The organism is Paenarthrobacter sp. YJN-5 (assembly GCF_015040095.1).
GTDB classification, from domain to species: Bacteria; Actinomycetota; Actinomycetes; order Actinomycetales; family Micrococcaceae; genus Arthrobacter; species Arthrobacter ureafaciens.
In genome coordinates this window covers 1,877,426-1,899,317 of record NZ_CP053544.1, presented here as the reverse complement: position 1 = coordinate 1,899,317, position 21,892 = coordinate 1,877,426, and the positions used below count along the sequence as shown (strand labels likewise).

The 21,892-nt window shown below is 65.3% G+C and carries 28 protein-coding genes and 1 pseudogene; 2 read left to right on the top strand and 27 right to left on the bottom strand.

Annotated elements, in window-relative coordinates; all coding sequences use genetic code 11:
• Positions 1 to 156: 156 nt before the first annotated feature.
• The 4 genes from HMI59_RS09115 to HMI59_RS09100 all read right to left on the bottom strand — a co-directional run bounded on the left by HMI59_RS09115 (position 157) and on the right by HMI59_RS09100 (position 3,018).
• Positions 157 to 564: a hypothetical protein gene (locus HMI59_RS09115; protein WP_193593432.1), complete on the bottom strand. Its 408-nt coding sequence runs from the start codon at positions 562 to 564 to the stop codon at positions 157 to 159.
• 140 nt (positions 565 to 704) lie between these two features.
• Complete coding sequence (locus HMI59_RS09110) at positions 705 to 1,343, bottom strand: hypothetical protein (protein ID WP_193593431.1); 639 nt, start codon at positions 1,341 to 1,343, stop codon at positions 705 to 707.
• Positions 1,340 to 2,461 carry a hypothetical protein gene (locus HMI59_RS09105; protein ID WP_193593430.1) on the bottom strand — a complete coding sequence of 374 codons (1,122 nt, stop codon included), beginning with the start codon at positions 2,459 to 2,461 and terminating at the stop codon, positions 1,340 to 1,342. The genes HMI59_RS09110 and HMI59_RS09105 overlap by 4 nt, the downstream gene beginning before the upstream one ends.
• Positions 2,461 to 3,018, bottom strand: coding sequence for a hypothetical protein (locus tag HMI59_RS09100; protein ID WP_193593429.1), 558 nt, complete (start codon positions 3,016 to 3,018; stop codon positions 2,461 to 2,463). Before HMI59_RS09100 ends, HMI59_RS09105 begins: the two co-directional genes overlap by 1 nt.
• A 126-nt stretch (positions 3,019 to 3,144) precedes the next feature.
• On the opposite strand from HMI59_RS09100, the gene HMI59_RS09095 reads away from it, so the two are divergent.
• Complete coding sequence (locus tag HMI59_RS09095; protein WP_193593428.1) at positions 3,145 to 3,834, top strand: SDR family NAD(P)-dependent oxidoreductase; 690 nt, start codon at positions 3,145 to 3,147, stop codon at positions 3,832 to 3,834.
• Positions 3,835 to 3,836: 2 nt separating this feature from the next.
• Complete coding sequence (locus HMI59_RS09090) at positions 3,837 to 4,922, top strand: hypothetical protein (RefSeq protein ID WP_193593427.1); 1,086 nt, start codon at positions 3,837 to 3,839, stop codon at positions 4,920 to 4,922.
• On the opposite strand, the gene HMI59_RS09085 is transcribed toward HMI59_RS09090, so the two are convergent.
• From HMI59_RS09085 to HMI59_RS08975, 23 genes and pseudogenes are all read right to left on the bottom strand, one after another.
• Positions 4,919 to 5,608: a bifunctional 2-polyprenyl-6-hydroxyphenol methylase/3-demethylubiquinol 3-O-methyltransferase UbiG gene (locus HMI59_RS09085; RefSeq protein ID WP_193593426.1), complete on the bottom strand. Its 690-nt coding sequence runs from the start codon at positions 5,606 to 5,608 to the stop codon at positions 4,919 to 4,921. The genes HMI59_RS09090 and HMI59_RS09085 overlap by 4 nt on opposite strands.
• A gap of 162 nt (positions 5,609 to 5,770) precedes the next feature.
• Complete coding sequence (locus HMI59_RS09080; protein ID WP_193593425.1) at positions 5,771 to 6,118, bottom strand: hypothetical protein; 348 nt, start codon at positions 6,116 to 6,118, stop codon at positions 5,771 to 5,773.
• A gap of 28 nt (positions 6,119 to 6,146) precedes the next feature.
• Complete coding sequence (locus HMI59_RS09075) at positions 6,147 to 6,479, bottom strand: hypothetical protein (protein ID WP_193593424.1); 333 nt, start codon at positions 6,477 to 6,479, stop codon at positions 6,147 to 6,149.
• 3 nt (positions 6,480 to 6,482) lie between these two features.
• On the bottom strand, positions 6,483 to 7,772 hold the full coding sequence (locus HMI59_RS09070; RefSeq protein WP_193593423.1) for a replication-associated recombination protein A: 1,290 nt from the start codon (positions 7,770 to 7,772) through the stop codon (positions 6,483 to 6,485).
• Between the two features lie 3 nt (positions 7,773 to 7,775).
• Positions 7,776 to 8,228, bottom strand: coding sequence for a hypothetical protein (locus HMI59_RS09065; RefSeq protein ID WP_193593422.1), 453 nt, complete (start codon positions 8,226 to 8,228; stop codon positions 7,776 to 7,778).
• A 29-nt stretch (positions 8,229 to 8,257) separates the two neighbouring features.
• A complete protein-coding gene (locus HMI59_RS09060) occupies positions 8,258 to 8,572 on the bottom strand; it encodes a hypothetical protein (protein WP_193593421.1) in 315 nt (104 codons plus the stop codon).
• A 215-nt stretch (positions 8,573 to 8,787) separates the two neighbouring features.
• Positions 8,788 to 8,985, bottom strand: a pseudogene (locus HMI59_RS25640) (WhiB family transcriptional regulator); the annotation flags it as partial.
• Positions 8,986 to 9,201: 216 nt separating this feature from the next.
• A complete protein-coding gene (locus HMI59_RS09050) occupies positions 9,202 to 9,651 on the bottom strand; it encodes a hypothetical protein (RefSeq protein ID WP_193593419.1) in 450 nt (149 codons plus the stop codon).
• The gene (locus HMI59_RS09045) at positions 9,651 to 9,992 is read right to left on the bottom strand and encodes a glutaredoxin family protein (RefSeq protein WP_193593418.1); all 342 of its coding nucleotides are present in this window, start codon (positions 9,990 to 9,992) and stop codon (positions 9,651 to 9,653) included. The genes HMI59_RS09050 and HMI59_RS09045 overlap by 1 nt, the downstream gene beginning before the upstream one ends.
• Positions 9,993 to 10,141: 149 nt before the next feature.
• Positions 10,142 to 10,417 (bottom strand): hypothetical protein, encoded by a 276-nt coding sequence (locus HMI59_RS09040; protein ID WP_193593417.1) that lies wholly within the window; start codon positions 10,415 to 10,417, stop codon positions 10,142 to 10,144.
• Between the two features lie 51 nt (positions 10,418 to 10,468).
• A complete protein-coding gene (locus tag HMI59_RS09035; RefSeq protein ID WP_193593416.1) occupies positions 10,469 to 10,663 on the bottom strand; it encodes a hypothetical protein in 195 nt (64 codons plus the stop codon).
• The gene (locus tag HMI59_RS09030; RefSeq protein WP_193593415.1) at positions 10,660 to 10,971 is read right to left on the bottom strand and encodes a hypothetical protein; all 312 of its coding nucleotides are present in this window, start codon (positions 10,969 to 10,971) and stop codon (positions 10,660 to 10,662) included. Before HMI59_RS09030 ends, HMI59_RS09035 begins: the two co-directional genes overlap by 4 nt.
• A 100-nt stretch (positions 10,972 to 11,071) precedes the next feature.
• A complete protein-coding gene (locus tag HMI59_RS09025) occupies positions 11,072 to 11,590 on the bottom strand; it encodes a hypothetical protein (RefSeq protein WP_069695034.1) in 519 nt (172 codons plus the stop codon).
• An 89-nt stretch (positions 11,591 to 11,679) separates the two neighbouring features.
• Complete coding sequence (locus tag HMI59_RS09020; RefSeq protein ID WP_069695035.1) at positions 11,680 to 11,979, bottom strand: hypothetical protein; 300 nt, start codon at positions 11,977 to 11,979, stop codon at positions 11,680 to 11,682.
• Complete coding sequence (locus HMI59_RS09015; RefSeq protein WP_193593414.1) at positions 11,976 to 12,149, bottom strand: hypothetical protein; 174 nt, start codon at positions 12,147 to 12,149, stop codon at positions 11,976 to 11,978. Before HMI59_RS09015 ends, HMI59_RS09020 begins: the two co-directional genes overlap by 4 nt.
• Positions 12,150 to 12,297: 148 nt before the next feature.
• Positions 12,298 to 14,166, bottom strand: a complete 1,869-nt coding sequence (locus tag HMI59_RS09010; protein ID WP_193593413.1) for a DEAD/DEAH box helicase — start codon at positions 14,164 to 14,166, stop codon at positions 12,298 to 12,300.
• A gap of 39 nt (positions 14,167 to 14,205) precedes the next feature.
• Positions 14,206 to 14,934, bottom strand: coding sequence for a hypothetical protein (locus HMI59_RS09005; RefSeq protein WP_193593412.1), 729 nt, complete (start codon positions 14,932 to 14,934; stop codon positions 14,206 to 14,208).
• 98 nt (positions 14,935 to 15,032) lie between these two features.
• Positions 15,033 to 15,452 (bottom strand): dATP/dGTP diphosphohydrolase domain-containing protein, encoded by a 420-nt coding sequence (locus tag HMI59_RS09000; protein WP_193593411.1) that lies wholly within the window; start codon positions 15,450 to 15,452, stop codon positions 15,033 to 15,035.
• Positions 15,449 to 15,778 (bottom strand): VRR-NUC domain-containing protein, encoded by a 330-nt coding sequence (locus HMI59_RS08995; RefSeq protein WP_193593410.1) that lies wholly within the window; start codon positions 15,776 to 15,778, stop codon positions 15,449 to 15,451. Before HMI59_RS08995 ends, HMI59_RS09000 begins: the two co-directional genes overlap by 4 nt.
• Positions 15,779 to 15,784: 6 nt before the next feature.
• Positions 15,785 to 16,234: a hypothetical protein gene (locus HMI59_RS08990; protein WP_193593409.1), complete on the bottom strand. Its 450-nt coding sequence runs from the start codon at positions 16,232 to 16,234 to the stop codon at positions 15,785 to 15,787.
• Positions 16,235 to 16,400: 166 nt separating this feature from the next.
• The gene (locus HMI59_RS08985) at positions 16,401 to 19,625 is read right to left on the bottom strand and encodes a hypothetical protein (RefSeq protein ID WP_193593408.1); all 3,225 of its coding nucleotides are present in this window, start codon (positions 19,623 to 19,625) and stop codon (positions 16,401 to 16,403) included.
• Positions 19,626 to 19,695: 70 nt separating this feature from the next.
• Complete coding sequence (locus tag HMI59_RS08980) at positions 19,696 to 19,929, bottom strand: hypothetical protein (RefSeq protein WP_193593407.1); 234 nt, start codon at positions 19,927 to 19,929, stop codon at positions 19,696 to 19,698.
• A 7-nt stretch (positions 19,930 to 19,936) separates the two neighbouring features.
• Positions 19,937 to 21,865: a phage/plasmid primase, P4 family gene (locus HMI59_RS08975; protein WP_227471588.1), complete on the bottom strand. Its 1,929-nt coding sequence runs from the start codon at positions 21,863 to 21,865 to the stop codon at positions 19,937 to 19,939.
• Positions 21,866 to 21,892: the final 27 nt, after the last annotated feature.

Here is a 21,892-nt window from a genome sequence, read left to right as displayed (position 1 = left end):
CACGGGCGTGATCACCTTAGTCCGGCGGGACATCACAATGTACGGAATCGCCGGGCTGTGGTTCCATCCTGCCACACCAGTGGAAAAGATTCCACTCAAATACCAAAAGCCGGCACGAGGAAGACGTCGGCAGGGCGATGGGACCCCGCCCGGGGATCAGCCTTGAGTAGAGTCAGGGCTCTTCGGCGGGTCGTCGAGCTGCTCGCTCTTGCGCGCCAGCTCCACAATCGCCCGGATGCTGGCCAGTGCGCCGTCGCTGAGCCCGTGCACGCGCAGGGCGATGGTGCGCTCCTGCGGGGTCAGCTCCTGCTCGGTGGCGCTGTCTGGCTCGTCCTCCTCCAGGAAGTAGGACAGAGGGACGTCGAAGGCGTCGGCCAGGGCTCTGAGGTGCTGCAGGCGGGGATTGTGGGCCTCCCCCTTGCGCAGTTGCTGCAGGTAGCTGAGCGACATCGAGGAGATGCCGCGCTGCTCCATTCTCTGGACGATTTCCTGCAGGGTGACGGGGCGACCGTGTGGTCCCGCCGTCTCCGCGAACAAGCGTTCTAGTCGCTGGGCGATGGTCACGGAGCTGGATCCTCCTCGAGATTTCAGACATGAAGTCATCGAGGCGAACGGTGCACGCGACGACACCTTCATACTAGTGGAAGATCTTCCAATGCGGTGGCATCGGCAGATTTCCGGTTGAACTGGAGCAGCGGGCAGTCCTAGCCGGCGGCGGGCATGTACGCACTGGCTCCCAACATCACGGCGGCCGCCAAGCCAGATCCGAGCGCGAGCTCGAGGTGTGTGTGATGCTTCAGCTTCAGCCGGGCGAAGGCAACCACGGGCAGCAGGGTTGGGAGGGCGAGCAGCCACCAAGGCGAGAGCAGCATCGCCGCGAGGACGATGAGGGAGGTGAAGCAGAACGCGTGCATGGAGACTTTTGGTCCCAGGAGGGTCACTCCCCCGGCAAGGACGAGCCCGGCGACCATCGTCGGCAGGATCCACAGCAGCGGGCGCGGTGCGTCCAGCAGCACCGCCGTTGCCATGCCTCCAAGTACAGACGCCACGCAGACCAGGAATACCCACCAGCGCTGATCGCGCCGGGTGACGTGTCGGTCGGTGAGCTGCTCGCGCCGCACGGCGACATGGATGGTTGCTGTCGGGATCACTGCGCAGAAAGAGCCGATCAGGATGCCCCATCCGAGACCAACCCATGTATGCGGGTGGCCTGTGACGCCGCAGAGGACGCAGATGAGGAACACGGTCACAGCGGGCGCGAACAGGTCACTAAGGATCCGGGCGGCCCGGGTCGCAGGATCGCCGGTCGCGGGGATGCGGATTTTCGTTCCGTTGCCAGTCATCGCCCGTCCGTCCCATTCATGGCACTCATCGCTACACGGATCTCGTAGAGGCTCTGCACAGAGGCAGCCAGAGTTTCGTCGTCTTTCAGCTTGAGCGTGCGGAGCCGGCTCAGGGCGAGTGTGAACCACCCGAGGCTGGGAACGGCGTTCTCGCCGCTGAGATGGCGCACCAGCCCCGCCGACAGGTGCGGATCCTCGGGGTGCAGCCTGTGCAGGGGTTCCAGCGCGGGGTCGTGGTCCTCGCGGATGAGTCTGAGCGCGTCGTGGGTTTCGATGGTGAGCCTTGAGAGCGTCATCAGCTGATCAAACCCCTGCCGGTCTTCGGGCGGAAGCTTTACGTTGGGGTGAAGAGTGGTGGTCGTTCGCCACAGAGGTACGACGACCTCGTGCGCGAGGCGGAGCGCGAGCCTCACCTGCGTTTCTATGCTGATGCGGCGGATGACCCCTGTTGCGAGTCCCATGAAGAAGAAGCTGACAACGGTGACGAGGAGCTGTGTCCTCAGTTCAGTTCCGCCGACGACCGGACTGCCAAAGAGGTCCAGGAGTGATGAGCCGATGAACAGGGCAGATCCGATGGCCCCGGTAAAGACGAATGCAACCGGAAGGCGGGCGGAGAAGGGTTGGTTCTTCTGCGTCATGGTCTGCCAGCACCCGACGGCAACCACAGCAGTTGCCGCAGCGAATGCGCTCAGGTACAGGAAGTTGTAGGAGATCAGGGCCCAGGCCTGACCTTGGACCAGGGCAGCGTCGATGTCGATTCGGTCGTAGATGGTGCCGTCGTCATGAACGGGGATGAACCACACCAGCGCGGTCTCCCCCAGGGCAATGAGTCCGGCGAAGAAGTAGACGCACCGGGTTGCGCGCCGCGATAGCGGAGTTGCCCGGAAGGTGACAATGAGCAGAACCACGGCGACCTGGGCGGTTAAGATGGCCAGGCGCTTGAGGAGGTCGACGGCCGGTCCGTCGATGGGAGGCTCCATGCCGCGGCAGACCGTGGCGATGAAGAGCGCGACGCAGGTGACCCTGAGAAGGTTGACCCGGCGTCGGCGTCCCTGGTACAGGGCGGAGACGATGATGATCAGGCCCATGGTGATACCGACAATGATGATCTCAGTCATCAGATCTCACCGTCTTCGTTTGATCCGGACAGGAAGGCGAGCACCTCGCTCTGCTCCTCGGATGTCCGCCGCCGACGGTGCAGGGCCTCCATCAGTTGCATGCCGGTTGTCTCGGCGCGCTTTTCCACGGGGTTGTCGAACATGCTGCGCAAGTGCGTGCAGTCGGTGTCGGCACGGACGTCGCCGTGCAGGATGTGGGCGTACTCGTGAAGGATCGTCTGCTCCTTGTTGAGGGGCGGGAGTTCGGGGTCGTAGAAGACGTGAGCTACTCGTCCGATTACAGTGGTGAGGCCGCTGACCTCGTGGTGGCGCATTTCGTCAGGGATGGGCCTGATCACGATCTCGAGGCCGCAAGCTGAGGCGATGGCTTTCCCGAGCGCTTCGAGGCTCAACTCGTCAGGCCAGTCGAAGATGTTGATCTGAGCGGGCTTTGAGGTGCAGCTGGTGGCACCGCCCTTGGCAGCGCTCTTGCGCATCAGCCGGGCGAACAGGGGGCGACGGGGTTGGCCGTGCCGAGGCGTGTCGGCGGTAGCAGTGTATCGAAAGAAGGCAGGCATCAGCGTTCCTCTATATAGAGAGAAGAGCGGACACCGCCTGTCGTTTGCCAACGCAGGGGTACAAGTCCAGTAAAGTTCCTTGTCACAAGTTTACAACCCCGGGAGGGTCAGAAAAAAATGAGCGACATGGGGAGAACTGCCCTGGTGATCGGTGCAACCCGCGGGATCGGGGCGGCTACGGCTCGAGGCCTGCTCTCCGCCGGCTACCGGACGGCGGGTACGCATCGTGCTGGGGGGACCGTGCCCGAGGGTGTGCTTCCTGTTGAAATGGATGTCCGTGACGGAGAATCGATCGCCTCCGGCGTGAAGGCTGCGGCCGCGGAGTTGGGCGGACTGGACGTCCTTGTGGTGGCGGCAGGAATCACGCGGGACAAGCTGCTCATGCGTATGAGTGAAGAAGACCTGAGCGAGGTGATGCAGGTCAACGCAATCGGTCCGATGCTGGCCTGCAAAGCGGCCCTGGCTCCGATGATGCGGCAGCGGCGCGGCTCAATCGTTCTCGTATCGTCGATGTCGGTCAAGTACGGCGTTGTCGGTCAGTGCAACTACACTGCATCCAAAGGGGCACTGGAAGCGTTTGCACGATCGATGGCCCGGGAGTACGCGGCTCGGAACATTCGGGTGAACGTTGTCGCTCCCGGGGCAACGGATACGGACATGATGGCTGATGTTGCTGAGGAGGCACGGATGGCAATGCTGGAAGGAATCCCGCTGGGTCGTTTGGGGACGGCAGAGGAGATCGCTTCGGCAATCATCCACACCGCGGAGAATACCTACATGTCGGGGGCCACTGTGCCGGTCTCAGGCGGTATCTGATCATGCAGGTCCAGCTGGATGCAGGATCCTGGGGCCTTTTCTGCGGAAGCGACGGCAAGCAACTCGTTCTGGTGGACGACAAGCCCTGTGGGCCGGTCAGTGCCCGTAAGCCCATGCGTGCAATTCCCCGGCGTCTTCTTCTTGATGAGAACCGCATCGCCCAGGCGATGAATAGCGGCAGCGTAATTTCCGAGACGGTCTTCCACGCCGACGAGCAGTGGTCAGTTGAGGTGCGGCCCGTCTTCTCGCCGCGTACGTCCACCGTGATCGGCGTCCTCGCCGGCGTGGCCAAATCGGCTGATCCTCTGCCTGAACCGCCGCTGGTCGGTGGATGGGAATGGGAGATCGAGCGTGACGCCGACGGGCAGCCCACGCTGCGCCGGCGCACGTACTGGGACCGGAACCTCTTTCGTATCTATGATGTCGACACAAGCGTGGCCCAGCAGCGCAATGGTTATTGGGAAGCCGGAGAATGGGCGAGCGAGCTCATCGATCAGTCCGACCGGATGCGGGTGAACAGTCTCATCCGCGACGGCATCCAGGACGGGCTGATGGGTGTAACCGGCAAGGTCCGGTGCCTGACCTACAACATCGTCACCGGCTACGGCACGGCCTCACAAGATCGTCGTCACATGCGCCTGGTTGGCGTGATTCCGCCGATCGAGCCGGACCATGACAAGATCTATCTGCAGGGCTTCAGCTACGAGGCCCCGGAGACTTTCCATGACATGGCCTTCGAGCAAGACGCCAATGCAGGGCGCGTCGACGACGTGCTACGTGGAGTGATGGCTCTGGCCAAGGAACCGATGGCCGTTGTCGACGCTGCGACACTGGATGTTCTGATGACGTCCCCGTCTTGGCGTCGGGAAGACTTCGGGCACGTCGGTGGCCTTGGTGAATTCGCCATTGACGCGTCAGGTGAGCTGCAGAGGTTCATAGCGGCTGCGGCGAGTGATACTGCTCGGTCCCAATCGATGGGGCTGGCACTTCGCCGGGTCGACGGTTCCGTGCAGAATGTGCGCATCACCGCCACCGGAGTCAGATCCGGGGTTGAAGGGCGGGATGCGGTCATCAGGCTCGACTTTTAGCCGAGTCCCCCTGCCCCGCCGTTTCGCAACGGCTCCCGGGCGCTGAAGACCGCCACGGTACCGACGACGTCGACGCTCACTTGGCGGAAGCTGCGCCGCAGCTCAGCCTCAAGTCCAGCAGCATCGTCTTCACGGTTGTGAAAGATACCCATGCGGTTGTACAGGGCCATGAAGCCCCGGCCGATGAGGTTGTGGTTCACACCGCGGCCCAGGATGGTGCTGCCGAACAGGACCCCGTCATCAGCGAGCCGCTCCCCCAGGTATTCGAACGCTGCACCCTTGTCTTCCCAGGATCCGGGAACGCAGTGGAAGACGTAGTTCGCCGCGATGGACTTGAATTGGCCGAGTGCCTCGGGGATCGGTTCGAGGACGTTCCCGGTGACGCCTCTGGTACTTACGTTGCCGTGGGCGAGTCTGGAAGCGGCGTGCTCCAAGGTGTTCTCGTTGAGATCCATGAGTGTGATCTCAGCTGACTTGGGGAGATCGGCCTTGGCGAGGTACCAACCGGTGCCGGGGCCGACGTCGAGATGACGGAGGCCGATGCACCGGTTGTACTGGTCCAGCATGAGATTGCTGGGGCATCGCCAGGCCAGCGAATTGGAGAACTTCACGACGAGCAGGTCGTAGAAGCCCAGCACCGGCTTGCTGTAGATGCCTGCGCCGCGGCGCACTTCCTGGTCGTTCATGTGATCGGTGCCTATCGTTCGAGGTCGGCGCGGTGAGGGTGCGCAGGGTGGTTTCAAGAAGGAATGATGACGGCAATGTAGCGGTCACCAGCCCATCTGGTAACTCCGACATTGCATCCTAGTGGAAGAAGTTCCACTGGTGAAGTCGAGCCGGGAGTGGCGTCAGCCGAAGACCAGCTCGCCGTAGCAGGCCATCTGCAGGATGATGTCGAGGTCCTGGACGCAACCGAATCCCAGCTGTTCGGACTCGATGGCAGCAGCGCAGCAGAGGTGGTACCCCTTCTGCTTGGCCTCGTGGTAGGCCTCCTTGATCCGGGTGGCCGACAGCTCGTGGTCCTTCGTCTGGGATTCGTCGTCCGATTCGGGATCGTTCAGTGTGACGCGCACGCGCGAGCCGTCCTTTGTCAGTTCGGTGCCGTGGTACCAGGATAGTGCGCCGCCGAAGTAGAACTCGTCGACGTCTTGCAGGATGGAGGCGGCAGACTGGGTGAAGATGCCGGTGTTGGCCATGGTTCTATTCCTTCGCGGTGAGGTGCGATCAGGGCAGGATGATCTCGCGGGATGCGAGATCGGAGAGTGTCAGCTGGTCCGGCACCCTGGCATCGATGCAGTCTTCTTCGCAGAGGTTCTCGATCAACGGGTGTTCGTCCAGGGCGCGGCGGGCAGCGTCCGGTGTGGCGAAGACGATGGCAGCGTCGGGGTGGTGTTCCCGATCAAGAAGCACGAAGCCCATTTGATGCTGTTCGCCGCGCCTGATTCTCTGGTAGTCCAGCACGAAACTAAGCTGCAGCTCGACGAGCTCGACGTCGAAATCGATGCCGAGATCCTCTGCGAGAGCTTGTTCGAATGATCGTTCGGGCTTCTCTGGCATGGGTCATTCCTTCTCGGTCATGGTTGTGATGGAGGCGAGTCTGTTGATGACCGTCTGCTCGAAGCCGTTGGCAGTGGGCCGGTAGTACTGCGTGCCAAGGACGGCATCGGGCATGTACTGCTGCCCGACGACTCCGTGCTTGAAGTTGTGCGGGTAGAGGTAGCCTTCTCCGTGGCCGAGCGCCTTGGCTCCCGGGTAGTGCGCGTCGCGCAAATGCCGCGGCACTTCGCCGGTGCGTCCGGATCGGGCATCGGCCAGTGCCGCGTCGATGGCGCGGTAGACAGCATTCGACTTTGGTGCCGTGGCAATGGCGACAGTTGCTTGAGCAAGGTTGATCCGTGCCTCGGGCATGCCGATCAGCTGCACAGCCTGCGCAGCTGCCATCGCGACGCCCAGCACCGAGGGGTCGGCCATGCCGACGTCCTCAGAGGCGTGTACCACCAAGCGCCGTGCGATGAACCGCGGGTCTTCCCCGGCTTCGATCATCCTGGCCAGCCAGTGCAACGCCGCATCCGGGTCACTGCCCCGCATGCTCTTGATGAAGGCGCTGACGACGTCGTAGTGTTGGTCGCCGTCGCGGTCGTAGCGCTGCAGCGCGGAGCCGGTGACCTGCTCCAGTACGTCGCGGTCGATGATGCTCTTACCGGCGGCCTGCGCCGTGGCGACGGCGGTCTCCAGCCGGCTCAGCGCCTGGCGGACGTCGCCGCTGGACAGCTCGGCGATGATCTGCAGCGCCGAGTCAGTGAACCCGATGCCGGTGGCCGAGAGGATATGGTCTTCCTCCAGGGCGCGCGAGAGCAGGTTCACGATCTCACGGTCCTCCACGGGCCGCAGGACCAGCAGAATTGAGCGCGAGACCAGTGCCGAGTTGACCGAGAAGCTCGGGTTCTCGGTGGTCGCGCCAATAAGCGAGATGACCCCTGTCTCCACAGCGGGCAGCAGGACATCCTGTTGCGCCTTGGAGAAGCGGTGGATCTCGTCGATGAACACAAGCGTCTGGATGTCATCGTTGTCGAGGGTCTTCTGGGCTGCGGCGAGCGTTTTGCGTACATCGGCCACGCCGGCGCTGGTCGCAGAGAGCTCGACGAAGCGGCGGCTGGTCTGCCGGGCGATCACCGAGGCGATGGTGGTCTTGCCGACGCCGGGCGGACCCCAGAGCAGGACAGAGGTCGCACCCTCGCCCCGGGCGAGTAGCTCGAGCGGCGAGCCGGGAAAGACCAGGTGCTCCTGGCCCACGACTTGGCCGAGGGAGGTGGGCCGCATGCGGGCGGCCAGGGGTTGGGTGGCACTCATGGTCTACTCCTTCTTCGGTTCGAGGCTGGCGATCTCGGCCTCGAGCCGGGCTTCTTCGCTCTGTGCCGCGGCGGTGCGCTCCCTTGCCTCGGCGAGCCGGGCACGGGCCTCTCGCAGCGCCTGCGCGTCCGACATGACCTCCACGGCGTGAATTGCTTCGAGCACCGGCGCGGCTGCGTATGAGGGCACCCGGACGCCGATCTGCATGTAGAAGTCGTCACCGTCAGATGCGTGACCGACGCTGGGCGGCCGGCCGAACGCTGTGGTGCACTCCTCGTTCTTGCGCGTGTGGATCCGGACGACAAAGACCTGGGCGGCGGTCACGCTGCAGTCTGAAACGGCAGCCTGGATGGCCCGGAGCACCGGCTCGACGAGCTGGGCGTCGGTGCGCTGCTCCGGATCGACGGTTGGCAGAAGTCCGGGGTCGAGGTGGGTGTCTTCAATGCGGGGGTGCATGGTTGCTCCTTTTGCGGCGGGGGTGGCCATCAGCTCTGAATGCGCGTGAACGGGCCGGAGTTGTGGACGAACAAGGCGATGATCGGCGCGTACCGCGCGTCGCGGTGTACGCCGCCGGCGTCGGTCCAGCCGCCTTGGGCGTCGAGCGCCCACCGGTCGCCCGTTGCGTCGAGGTACTCTCCCGGCTCGGTCGGGAGCCGATACTGCTTCATCAGCCGGCGGAGCATGCGGTCAATGGCGGCGCGTTTCCTGGCCGGCATGGGCGCGCCCGTAGTCCGGTCGGGCGGATAGGCGTCCCCGGGCAGCAGATTCCGCTGCCTGAAGCGGCGCGGGAACAGTGGCATGGCGGTCCTTTCAATTGACGGTGCTGCGCTCAGGCGGAGACGGCGTCCTTCTGCTCCTTGTGCCGGGCGAGCACTCGGTAGACGGTGCGGTCGGTGACTTCGGCCATGTCGGCGATGGTCCGGGGGTCGATCCCCCTGCCGGCCATCGCGACGATGAGGGTGTCGCGTTCCTGCTTTTGCGCCTGAGCGGCGCTACGGTGTGCCACCGGTGAAGTCTTGATAAGGCGGTCGCGTTCGGCGGTGCTGAGTCCGCCCCAGATGCCGAAGCGCTCGTCGGCACTCAACGCGTAATCCAGGCACTGTGCGCGCACCCTGCACTGGGCACAGACCTTTTTGGCGTCGGTGGTGTTGCCGCCCTTCTCCGGGAAGAACGCGTCGGGGTCTGTTTCTGCACACAGGGCATCCCTGCGCCACTTCTTGTCGGGGTCCTCGCCGCTCATGACGTGGCGGCCGGGAGTTGGGTGTTCTGCTGTGCGTGCACCGTCGCTCCTCCTCGAAGTTGTCGTGCGTAGTGTCGGTACTTCGTTCTGGGGGTATGCGGGCACAGAGCCCCGGAGGACCATTCCTCCGGGGCTCTGTGCACGAGGCTTTCCATCCTCTGTTCCGGTGCGGTCCCGCCACCCGTGCCGTCAACGGTGGACGAAGGCGGCGATGAGCTCGAGGTGTTCGCCGCTGTCGGGGTCGATGAGGGTCCCGGCGGATCCGATGTCGGCCAGCGGCTGCTCGTGCGTCTTGCCTGCCGCGTCCCGGTCGACGAGCGTCACGCCGGACAGGTCCACGGCCGCGGTGCTTACCGGGGAGGATCCGGAGACCTCGAACGCCGGCCGGATCGCCTCGATGAGCGCGACGAGGTGCTGTACCTCTGCTTTCCGTTCGAGCAGCGTCTTGCGCTGGAGTGCGCGCTGCTCGAACCGGGCCACGTGCGCGTCACAGCAGGTGTCGGTCTTGTCGGGCTCGTCCTTGGGATAGGACAGCAGGTAGTGGTCCGTCTCAACGGATTTGTCGACGAGCGTGTCGAGCAGGATGTCGGCCTGCCGGGCGGTGATGCTGAGGTCGAGGCGCTGCTGCACCGCTGCCATCAGGATGCAGCCTTCCGGTCTTCCGGGATGACGCCCTTGGTGCACAGCCGGACGAGGGCGGTGAGCATGTCCGGGCGGTGCCCGCCCCAGTGGACGGTGCGGCCGGAGGCCAGCTTGACGACGATCACGGGTGCCTGGGCGTATCCGAGGACCTCGGTGATGTGGCGGTGGCTTTCATCACCCTGCTCGATGTCGATTTTGGTGTACTGCATCGCGGGCTGCTGCCGATCGAACAGACGCTTGGCCTTGTCGCAGTTGGGGCACTCTGCCGGCCCGTAGATGGTGATACTCGGCGCGGTATGGGCGGTCCTGGGCAGATCGGCGATCGTGGTGGGGGTCATGGGACTTGGTTTCCTTCTCTCCCCGGCGGGGGTGTTGTGATGTCGGGGTTTTCAGCGCTCAGCCGCCGGACTCCGGCTCGCACAGCGCTGGCTGGGCAGCACTCTGACGGCGAGCAGACGCAGGCTTGTTTGCCGGTTGCTGGCCCGGGTCATGACTGGTCCTCTGGGTCGTCCGCCTCCGGGCCGATGAACCATTCGGCCTCGGTGTCCTCGTCCCAGGGCTGTTGTGTGATCACGTAGCCGACGCGGTTGACGTAATGCCAACCGCTGAGTGCGTAGAGGTCGCCGTCGGCGTCGACCACGGTCCAGAGGTACCGGGAGGCACGGTCCAGGCCCTGGTCGGTAGGCCGGACGGTGTCGCCGGTCACGGGATCAGGGACGACATCGAAAGCTTCGTCGAACTGGTCTTCGGTCATCTGCCGCATGTCAGCTCCGATTCCCGCGAATCGCGGCTGATCTGCCCGGGTGTGGTGTCTTCATCTCTGGTCTCCTCGGTTCTGGTCGCGGATCGCCTGGCGCTCCTTCTCGCGCCGGGTGCCTTTGCGGGGCTTCGGGGTGTGGCGTTGGGTGGCGCTGGACTTGCGGAGTTCCCGCATCCAGTGCGCCTGTTCGGGATTCGCCCACGGCCGGAAGCCTTCGGTCAAGGAGTGTTGCCTGCGCTTTTGGGTCATGGGTTCTTCTCCTCGGCCACGCCGGCGATGTGCCTGGCGCAGGCGGCCGCCCAGCTGTGGGCGTCGGTGGTCTGCGCGTCGGCCACCGCCTTCGCGGCGCGGTCGGCGTCGATGGGCAGCCGGTGCCTGATGAGCAGTGCCAGGGTGACGTCGAACATCACTGCGCGCTCGTGGGCGTTCAAGTCCGACGGCTCGGAACGCTCTTGTCGGCTTTCGTGCCGGGCACGGTCCGCCCGTGAAGCGAGCAAGGCCTGCTCGATCTCGGGGACGAGTTCTTCTGCGGTGGTCGTGGTGGTCTGCGGCGTCATGCGGTTCTTTCCGCCGGGCGCGTGGCCCGGGATCGAGGGGCCCGTCGCGCCGCCGTCCCACAGGGGTCGGCCGCGACGGGGCTGCGGTCGTTGGTCTGGGTCAGTCCTTGGAACCGTCGCGGGACCGGAGGTACTCCCGCAGGGTTGGCGCATCGGTCCCAGGGAGCGAGATCAGGTCGAGGACCCCGTACAGGTCTCCGTTGCCAATCAGCCCGTCTTCGTGGGCGACAACGGCTTGCGCCAGACGTACCAGCAGCGCCTTCATCTTCTCGGCGCGCTCCTCGTCGGCCGTCCGCAGGCGCTTGATGTCGATGAGCCGCTTTTCGCAGAGGCTCTTGAGGTAGAGCGCGCCCTTGCGCCATTCGAGGAAGCCGATCAGCTCCGCTCTGTGCTCCAGCGGTGACAACCGCCAGATCTCGGCATCGTCCTGGCGGAATGAGAGCTGCTGGTCGATGCTGGACGCGGTGGTCTTCAGCCAGTGCTCGGCCTGGCTGACGCCGGCCGGCGTGGTGGTCACTTCAGCCCAGACGGTGTCGTCGCGCAGGCAGCTGCGCATCACGGCGTCGAGCGGGTCCTGCAGGCGTGGAGATGCGGGGCGGGCAGTGGTCGTCATGGTCATGGCGGATGTCCTCGTCGGTCGTGTCGTTGATGGTCTACGGAGCGTTGGCCCCGGCAGCGCGCCCGTGGCGCGGGTTGTGCAATCAGGCCTCAGTCCCTGGTGCCGAAGCGCAGGTCGGGCCAGATGGGCTCGACCGAGACGCCCAGCAGCTTGATACGGGGGTCGCGGTCCTTGGCGCGTTTCCAGGCGCGGCGAACGGCCGCGGCCTTGTTGCGGGCCTTCTTCTGGTCGTCGAACGGCCCAATCAGGCGCGAATAGGTTTGGGGCCTGCCGGACTTCAGGCTCTCGGCCTGCATCATCACCACGACGCCGTAGCCGTTGGCCTCTTCGGCCACCAGGTCCTCCCAGGAGTCGTAGGCGCGTTCGGTCTGCGTGCTGTACGCCTTCATGGCGAGACCTCCTGGTCGTCGTGACGGATGTCGATGGGCCGCTCCCAAAGCGGCATTCCGTCCTCGCCGGCCTCGGCCGAGAACTCGAGGCGGACTTTCGGCTGGCCTATGTGTGCGCCTAAGTCCGACCAGCCCGCAGGCGGGAGCCGGTAGATGGTCCGCTCAGCCATGGGATTTCGCTCCTGTTCGTTGTGGTGTCGTGGCAATGAGGTGGGGCGGGCCGAGGCCTGCCCCACCGACATCACTGCCCCGGCACCCGGGTCGGCCCTGCCGACCCCATGCTGCACCTCCGGCCTCCGCGGCGTCGGAATGGGTTGGTCAGACCCGTTCGGAGACCCACAGGTCGTTGAGGTCGTCCTGGATCTCCTCCTCGAGGGCGACAAGGATCGCCTCCTCGCCGGACACAGCCGAGATGAGGTCGTCCTGGACCTGCTGCTTCTCCGCCAGGACTCCGGGCATCCGCTCGTCCTGGGTGCCCTTGGTGATGATCCGGTGGATCACCACGGGCTTGGTCTGCCCCGTGCGGTAGAGACGGCCGTTGGTCTGTAGGTAGTGCTCGAGCGAGAACGGCAGCGTGTACCAGATCATCGTCGAGCCGCCGTCCTGCAGGTTCAGGCCGTGGCCGGCCGCGGCGGGGTGCAGCAGCATCACCTGGATCTGCTTGGCGTTCCACCGGCGGACCATCTCCCGCGAGCCGTCAAAGACCTGCGCGTCGATGCCCGCCTTCTTGAAGCGCGCCATCAGCTGCTCCAGGTCAGAGCGGAAGTGGTACGCGACCAGCACGGGGTCTCCCCCGCTGTTGCGCACCAGGTACTCGGCCATTTCGAGCTTCTTGTCGTGGATAACCTCGTACTGACCCTTGGTCGCCGGGTCCTCCGGGTCGGCTGTGTAGAGCGTCCCCGAGGCGAACTGCATCAATTTGCTGGTGAGGACCGCCTGGTTCTCGGCGACGATCGACTCAACGCTCTGGGTGAGCTTGCCGTCCTCGTCCTGGTAGGTCTTCACGACGTCGAGCACGAGGTCGCGCCTGAACTCCTTGTAGGCCTGCATGAGGTCCGGCGGGAGGGTGACGTTGGCGTCCTGGATCGTCAGGCCCGGCAGGTTGAGGTTGGTGTTCTGCGCGCTCATCACCAGGTGCCTGATGGCCTCATGGATCTCGGCCTCGGCGTTCGGCGTCGGGATCCACTTCGCCGGGGTGGTGGTGCCGGGCACCATCTTCGGGATGAACCACCGGTTGCGGAACTCCGTGATGGTCCGGCCCAGGGCCTCGCCCTGGTCGAGCAGGTAGATCTGGCTCCACAGGTCGTGCAGCCCGTTCGGGCTCGGCGTGCCGGTCAGCTCGATGAGCCGCGTGATGGCCGGGCGGACCGCCTTCAAGGCCTTGAACCGGGCGCTGCTGTGGGACTTGAAGCCCTGCGACTCGTCGATGATCACCGTTTGGAACGGCCAGATGAGGGTGTCCTGTCCGTTAATGGACTGGATCGGCATCTGGTCGACCAGGCCGTACCGGCACTGTGCGCAGCCGTCGCCGCCGCAGCTGCGACAGTCGTGGCTCTCGCGCTCCAGCGCGCCGCGGGTGACGAGCTCGCTGATCGCCTCCTTGATCGCTGTCTTGGTGGGAGCCCTGGTTCCAGGCTGCCCGGCGGCCAGCTGCAGGAAGTGTCCGACCAGCTGTTCCTGGGCCATCGGCCCGATCGTCTCGATGAGCCCGCGCAGCCGCACGGCCTCGGGTGAGATCCCGGCGGCGATGGCATCGCCGGCGGGGTCGCCGGTCAGCTGGAGCAGACGCGCACCCTGGGAGGGCTGGGTCAGCAATTCCTGGTTGACGAAGTACATCGTCGGCGGGTCGGAGAAGACCTCCCGGAAGCGTTCCAGGCGCTTCTCCTTGGGCAGCTTCCGGTCGTTCTCGTTGACGATGAGCGACTTGGTTCGGATCGGGAATCCCCATTTATCGATCTCGTCGAGCCAGGTCGAGCGTGCGATCGCGATCGGTGCGACGACGAGGATGTGACCCATCGGCCGGACTGTCTGCAGGACACTGAGGGTCGAAAGTGTCTTCCCGGCTCCGACACCAAGCCAGGCTCCGGCGAAGGGACGGCTGACGAGGAAGTCGTGGATCTGCTGCTGGTAGGGCTTGAGCACGATGGGCCCGGGTGACGGCTGTGGTGGTGCGATGGTCGTGGTCATGGTGTGCGGCCTCCTCTCGTGGGTTGTCGATAGTCGGGATCAGGCATGGAATGCCTCGCGGATAAGGCCCAGGCGGACCTCGGCGTCATCGGCGCGGCGTGTTTGGGCGGCGAGCTCGGCCTCCAGCCCGACGATCCTGTGCTGCAGGGCGGTGACACGCGGGTCCTCGCCCAGCGCGGTGCGTATGCGCTCGAGCACCGCTTCGGCAGAGGCATTCCCGACGGCCGAATCGGGTAGGTGTGTCGCAAACGGCAGATCTTCCTTGGCCTCGGCGGTCATGTCGTCCTCTGCTTCCTGCCCGGGCTCGGGCGCGATCATCAGGTGTCCCCGGCGGCGGGTGGGCCGGGCCGTCGCAGGCTCCGGCTGGTCCTGTTCCGGTGCAGCGGGCTGTTCAGGCTCGTCGATGGGCACTGCCTGGAAGGTCGGCTCCCCGGCCCCGTCGAACGAGACCTCGATGAGCTGGTCCGCAGGCAGGCCCTCGGGCTGGGCGTCGAACCAGCGGGAGAAGGCGGTTGGGTGCTCGACGAAAGCCACCGCGACGGTGATCTGGCGTTTCCCGCGTGGCCCGCGGTCTGCGGCGGATGCTGCATGGTCGGCCCGGTGCCCGGCGAGCAGCCGCTTCATGTCGGCACGGGCGTTCTGCGCCGTGCGGTTGGGTGAGGTCATGTTGCGCGGCACCGAGACGGATCCGCCGGCGTTGTTGCGCAGGAGGGCGTGGCCCCGGGACGAGACACGCCCAACGCAGCCGGCCCGCATCGCTTCGAGCACGAGCTCCGTGGCCTCGCGATCGAAGGTGCCCAGGTCGGCCCGGGTGAGTTGGCGGAAGGCCGAGGTGGCCTGGCCGTTGCCCTTGGTGACGCGGCCGCTCATCCGCCGGCCTCCGGGGTCCCGGCGTCACCGCGGGCGATCACCGTCCGGGTGCTTTCCGCGGCCAGGAGGTTGAACACCACGGCAGCCGCGTGGTCCTCGTCGTCTTCGCCGCACATCCACTGCATGAAGTGGCGGAAGGCGCTGGCGCGGAACTCCTCCATCTCTGTGGCAGTGCTGGCCTGCTCCCAGTCGCGCGAGTCGTACTTGCGCGCTCCACGTTCCACGAGCGCGGCCGTCCTGGTGAGCAGCTGGTCCTGGTAGGGCACCTGAAGCGGTACGAGCAGGTCGAAGCGGGGCTGGCCTGTCTTCACCTCGCGCTGCATGCCGGAGGCGGTGACCCTGCGTGATCCCGAATCTTTTGTTTCGTAGTCGCGGGCGGCTGTCTCCGGGCCCGCGGCCGTGGCTGTTGCGGTCATGATGCTGCTTTCTGCGGGCTCTCGATCCGGCGGTAACCGAGCACGTGGGTGATGAAGGCGTCGACGGCCTGCTCGTCATCCACGACGTGGATTTCGGCACCGAAACGGCGCATCTTGGCGTGCATGACGCGCTGGCGCTTCTCGAGGTCTCCGCCGGGTCGTTTGACTTCGACGAAGACCGTGCCGGTGGGTGTGAGGACGATTCGGTCGGGGACGCCCCCGCGGGCCGGGGACACGAACTTCAGGCAGAACAGACCGTGCCGGCGGCACTGCGTGAGCAGGTACTGCTCGACGGCCTTCTCCCGCTGGTTCTTCTTCCTCGGCATGGGGGCTCAGTCCTCGTCGGTCGCGGCAGCGTCGGAAGCCTCGCCGTCAAGGAAGTGCCCGAAGCCGACGATGTCCTCGTCGTCGATGTAGGCAGCGATGGCATCCGGGTCGTGGACGAAGCTCGGGTCGTCAGGGTCGACTACGACCCAGCGTTTGGCCGCATTGCCGTAGTTGGAGAAGCCGTCGGTGTCGGCAACGGTCACCAGGCCCTGGTGGGCGAGTTCCTTGAGCCGGGTGCGGATGCCCGAGTCCGAGGAGCGCGGCACCTCGCCGAGGCTGGTGACGACGCGGTCGTGGTAAGCGGCGATGAGCTCGTCATGGGTGAGCGGTCCCTTGTCGCGGACGATGTCGAGCACGATGGGGCGGACGCGGGATGCGCCGAGCGCGGCCTTCACGGCGGCGGCGTAGGAGGTCTCCGGGTCAGTGGAGCGGACGGGGAGTGTTGACTGGGACATGATGGCCTCTCGTGGTCGTGTCGTAACGAGTCGCAATTGCCTTTCGTTCTCAATTATGACTCGAAATGAATGATCTATACGGCACCTTTTGCAATGGTGTGGCATAGAGCTGAACAAGGGGGCCGCGGCGTGCGCGGCCCCCTTGTGCGGGCTGTGGTGGATCGGCTCAGGCGGCCTCGTTCATCCAGTTCTTGGTGAACGTCTCCCCGAGCATCCGGACGTAGGTGTCCAGGTCCAGCGAGGCGATAAGCCGCTCGATCCGGTCGGCCGGCAGCTGGTGCAGGTCGTCGTTGACGACGACCATCGACCAGGTTGGGTCGATGGCGTTGATGCGCCGCACCACGATGTCCTGGTCGTCTGGGAGCACGGCGAGCCCGTCCGACGTGCCGGCCTCGGCGCGGGTGCGTGCCCAGCCGTGATGACGCAGCACCTCCAGCGCGATCGGGTCGCGCTTGGTGCGGCCGATGTCCTCTTCGCGGCGCTTGGCCTGGCTGGCCGCGGTGACCTTCCAGGCACCGGCGTTGAGCAGGCTCCGGGCGTTCTCGGTGCCCTGGCGGACGATGAACACCCGGTTGACCATCTGCAGCACTTGCGGGTCGCGGACGTTGGTCACGTGACCCTGCTCGCTGTACTTCACACCCACGGCGGGGTCGATGGGCGCAGCCGAGAAAGGGTAGGTGATCGAGCCGCGGGAGGCCGCGATGACGTTCTGGAACAACAGGAGCGACCGGATCGGGTCGTCCTCCAGGACCGCCTCCTCGATCACCTTCCGGCCCAGCATCAGGTCGAAGGGCTCCGCGATCGCTGACTCTCCCCTGCTCGCCACCGTCTGCAGGTAGCGGGCCAGGGCGAAGTCAATCACGGCCGGGTGGGCCAGCGACTTCGTCGGAGTCGGGCCCGCGTGGCAGGCAAGTGTGCCGCCACCGGCGGCGATGATCAGACTGTCTGCCACGGACCGCCCCGGTTCCGGGGCCTCCAGCTCGAGACGGTTGTTCGAGTCCTTGCTGATAAGAAACATCAGCTCGGGCTCGATGTCGACGCCAATCGCGGCCTGCTGCTCGGCGAGCACGCGGTTGTTGGTCGCTTCGTCGAATCCGTTCTCGCCGCCGACGACCGAGTAGAGGCCGTCGGTGTTGGTGGAGATGATCCGCGCCCCGGCCAGAGTCTGGGCCTGTCCGATCCGCCAGCTGAACAGCTGGCCAAGGATGCGCATCGAGATGATGCGGTTGTTCATCCGGATCGGGGTGCGGTGACTTGCGTCGCCTGCGCCCGAGGCCGAGTTGAGGATCAGCTTCGTGCCGTTGCGCAGCACGCCGAGCCCGGCGATCTGAGTTTTCAGCCGCGCAGCTTCCGGGCTGTTGCCCGGAAGCTGCGCCAGCTGCTTCTTCAGCACCTTGATCTCCTGGCCGTAGCGCTCCTTGTCGAAGAAGATCTTCGCGTAGCGGTCCTCGCCCAGCTCGGGGTTCCAGAACGCCCGCATGTTGCGCAGCAGGTTCGGGTAGTAACTGGTGAAGTCCTCATGGATCACCAGGCCGGCCGAGGTGCGTGCGAACTTCGGGTGCAGTTTATCGGAGCCGTCTTCCTTCGCGATGAACAGCTCCGGCTTCTTCTTGGCCGGCTCATCGCGGTAGGCGGCATTGGTGGCCGTGCTGTTGGCCAGAACCACCTTGCCTTCTAGGACACTGCCGTCGGGCAGCACGACGTTCAGCGCCTCCGCCTCGGGCCGCTGGGTGGTCAACAGGTCCGCCGGGTCAGGCACCTGGGCCTGGGCGCGGGCGAGCTGCCCGGCCTGGTCAGGGTCGTCCTTCTTCGGTTTGCGGTACTTGACCTTCTCCGGGTCCGAACCCAGCAGGACCAGCCGCTTGTCGACGAAGGTGCCGTCGGGCAGGCGGAGCATGGCGTGCTGACGCTTGGCCTCGGCCACGAAGTCCTTTGCGTCCGGGAAGGTCTGCGCTGCCCGAATGAGCATCATGGCCTGATCGTTGTGCTCGATCTTCTCGGCGTTGAACACTGACAGGTCGGCCTCGGCCCCATGGATGCCGCCGGTGGAGAACGTGGCGAAGCAGGACGACGGCGAGGCGTCCGCCCGGAAATACGGCACGTTGTTCGGGGTCTTGGGTACATCGCGCAAAGACCTCGCCGGAAGGCTGAACTTGTCGCGGTACTCCTCGGAGTCGTTGAAGTTCTGCCCCTCGATCGAGCGGTAGTACGCCACGACCTGCAGGAACTGCCGGTGGGCCTCACGCTGGGCGGCAGTCACATCGGGGTGGGTGGCCGGGTCGGGCGCGACGTTCTCCTCGAAGAAGCGCACGCACTCGTCGAGCACGTTGACCGGCTCGATTCCGCGTTCTTTGGCGACCTCGGGGTGCGGATACACGAAGGACACCGCCTCGATGTCATCCAGAGAGGCGTAGGGTGCGAGGATGCGGCCCACGAACTTTGCCGATGAAGAGTCGACTGCCAGCCGGTCCTTGCGCACCGCACCGTTCTTGGTGAAAACCGTTTCGGTGAACTGGGCGAGCAGAGCGGCCTTGAGATCGAAGTTGCTCGCGTACGCCGGGTGCCGGAACAGCTGGGCCAGGCCCAGGCAGTCCGAGACGTTGTAGGCCAGCAGCTCATAGAGGTCCTCGACCGCCTCGATGCTCGTGTCGTGGCTGAGCTTCTCGGACTCCTTGATCTGGCGTCCGAGCATTCCCAGCAAGCGCTTGAGGCTGACCTTGGACTGCATCTCGTTCAGCCGTGACACGTCGAGGTGGCGGCCCGAGTGCAGCATGGCGCGCCGGATCTTCGCAGCCGGCCCGTCCCAGCCGAGATACCCGGGCATGTACTCGATGTGCTTGTCCGAGAAGAGCTGGTCGTTGTGGTCGCGCAGGGCGCGGGCCGTGGTCGGCTGGAACGGCCGGCCGCTGCCTGGGGCCGGGAACGCCTCGTTGAGGTAGAGCGCGACCATGGTCGTGTCGTAATTCATCGAGTTGTAGCCGGCCAGGAACGGGTGCAACGCCGGGTCGTACTCGGGATCGGTGTCGCAGACCGGACGCAGCGCCGCGGGGTACCCGCCAGGGTCGGACCGGTCGCATACCTGATCGGCGTTCGAGAGGCCCATCAGCTCGGCGAGCCGGAGGCTGCCCCTTTCGCCGCCGAGGTTCCACAGCTGGACGCTGACCGCGGGGAGGCCGGGGTTGGAGCGGATTACGGTCTCGTAGAGGGCCTGGGGATCGAGCGCTGCGACCAGCGCCGGGTCGTCGGCCAGGAAGAAGATCTCCAGGTCGTGCACGGCGCGGCCCGGCCGCGGGGTGTAGGCGCACAGCGTGAAGACGTTCGACAGCGATTCGATGTCGTAGAACGTGAAAAGCGCGGTCTCAGCTGTGACGGGGGTGCGCTGGGTGGTCATGGGTCTGGCCTTTCGGTCGTCACCGGCCGTCACGGCCGGGGTATGCAGTTGTCGTCGGCAGGCGCTTGGCCTATGCAGTGTCGTGCGGAGAGCGGCGGCGCGGGGCGTCCATGCGGGTGGAGGCCTCAGCCACGAGCCGCCGCTTCTCCTCCGGGTCGGCACTGATCTGCGAGCGGACGATCAGGTTGGTGATCCGTTGCTCGCGCGCGACGTCGTTCAGTGCAGTGCACGTTCTGCCCTGTTGTCGGGCGAGGTCGGCCACCGCCCGGGCGAGCTCGGTGATGGCCCTGGCGATTGCGGGCATGGTCGGATCAGTCCTCTCCTGTGGTGTCCTCGTCGTCGGCGTCCGTCTGGGCGGCGGGGCCGGTGTGCCGGAGCAGGCCGCGGTAGTTGGCCTGCAGGACCGGCTGCGACTTCTTTTTCGGGTCCGAGCCGCTGTAGTGGGGATTCATCCACTTCTTGAGCTCGTATTCGGCGATGGTCGTCTCGGGGGTGACCATCATCTGGCCGGGGCGGATCTTCTTGTTCTTGTCCGGGCAGTGCCACAGCGGGTCGGGCCGCACGATCGCAACCAGGTCCGTGATGAACTGCTTGTTGCTCACCGGCGACCCCGAGGGCGAGACGTCTGCGAACCAGGCCTTGTAGAGGTCGTAGGCGAAGGTGAAAGGCACCAGGTCCCACACCAGCCGCTCGCGGAACTCTTCCCAGAAGGCGCGCACGGGGTCGTTGGCCTCCTTATACTCGGCCAGGACGACCTTGGTCGCCACCGGCTCGGAGAGCTGGTAGTAGTTGCCCGGGTCGGCCGCTCCGGCGCGGTTGAGCACGTACCAGAGGGCGTACTCCAGGACCTCGCGGCGCTGGAGGTAGTCGTCCTTGATGTACTTACGCTCCATGCCGGTGAAGCTCTTGTTGAACGGTACGAACAGCTGCCGGCGGTAGAAGCTTTCGGACTTGTCCTTCACGCGCGGGAACTCGTTGAGACACTGGACCATGAAGCCGAAGAACTGGTAGGCGATCGGCATCCGGTACTTCCGGTTGATCTGGATGACGTCGTTGGTGACGATCGCCTTCAGGTTGGCCGCTTTGTCGATGAAGGTGCCCACGTCGTTCTCGTCGACGATGATCGCGTTGGCGCGCACGAGCGGCTCGAGCGCGAAGTCCTTGCCGAAGTCGCTCAGCGGGATCGAGGTGTGCGAGCGTGGCCCGCACAGGTTGCGCATGAGCGAGCACAGCGTGCCCTTGCCGTTGTTGCCCTGTTCTGAATAGAACCAGGCAGTCTTGCCCCAGCTGACGTGCGGCCGGATGATCGCGCCGATGACCTCCCAGAGCAGCTCGGGGATACCCTCCTCGTCGGAGAGCTCGCGGATCCAGGACTCGATGTCCCAGACCGAGCCGTCGACAGGGTGGACGATCACCGGGTTGTCCGGGTCCTCGACATAGTCGATGTGGCACTTGGCCAGGAACACCAGTGCCGGGTCGAAGGGTACGAGCGACTTGGGTTCGAAGTGGAAGGCCTTGCCGCCCTCATGGATGTCCCGGGCCTCGCGGCCGTAGTGGAACGCGCCGTTGTTCACGGCGATGAGGTCTCTGTGGCTGCACTGGTGCCGGCGCGGGCTGTCCTCGCGGAGTACTGCCAGGACCTCGGCGAACTCCTTGAGTGTCAGCTGCGTGTTGTAACGGCGGGCCGTGGTGCGGATGTCGTCCTCGCTGGTGGTGTACGTGCCGCGGCCCGGGCCGGTGGCCTGGTACATAGCCAGCAGGTCGTACTCGCGGTCAGTGTCCTTGGCGCTGGGGGCGATGCGGATCACGTGGTGCAGGCTCAGTAGGATTTGTGCCACTTGCCAGTAGGTCAGGTGCCGGGCCAGGGGTAGCTTCTCGGCTGCCACCTTGGTCTTGCTGTTCTCGGCCTTGGAGACGCCGTTCACGATCGCTAGCAGCTGCTTCTCGAGCAGGCGCGGTGCCGGCGGGTCCGACGGGTCGATCAGCTGGAGGTAGACCTCGGTCGCGCGCGTGACTATTTCGTTTTGCGGGGCGATGTCGCCGCCGTCGGCGAAGTACGTCATGACCTCGGTGAAGGCGTCGGCGACAGGGTTGGTTGAGGGGGTGTCGAAGTCCTCGTCGAAGACGGGCGTTGGGTCGTCAGGAGTCGTCATGCTGCTGTCTTTCTCGATCGCGTCGAGTACCTGCCGGCAATGAGTGGGAAGCCGATTGGTCTCGTAATCGAATAGGAACGTGCTCACGACTCTATGCCATCCGAATGGTCTTTC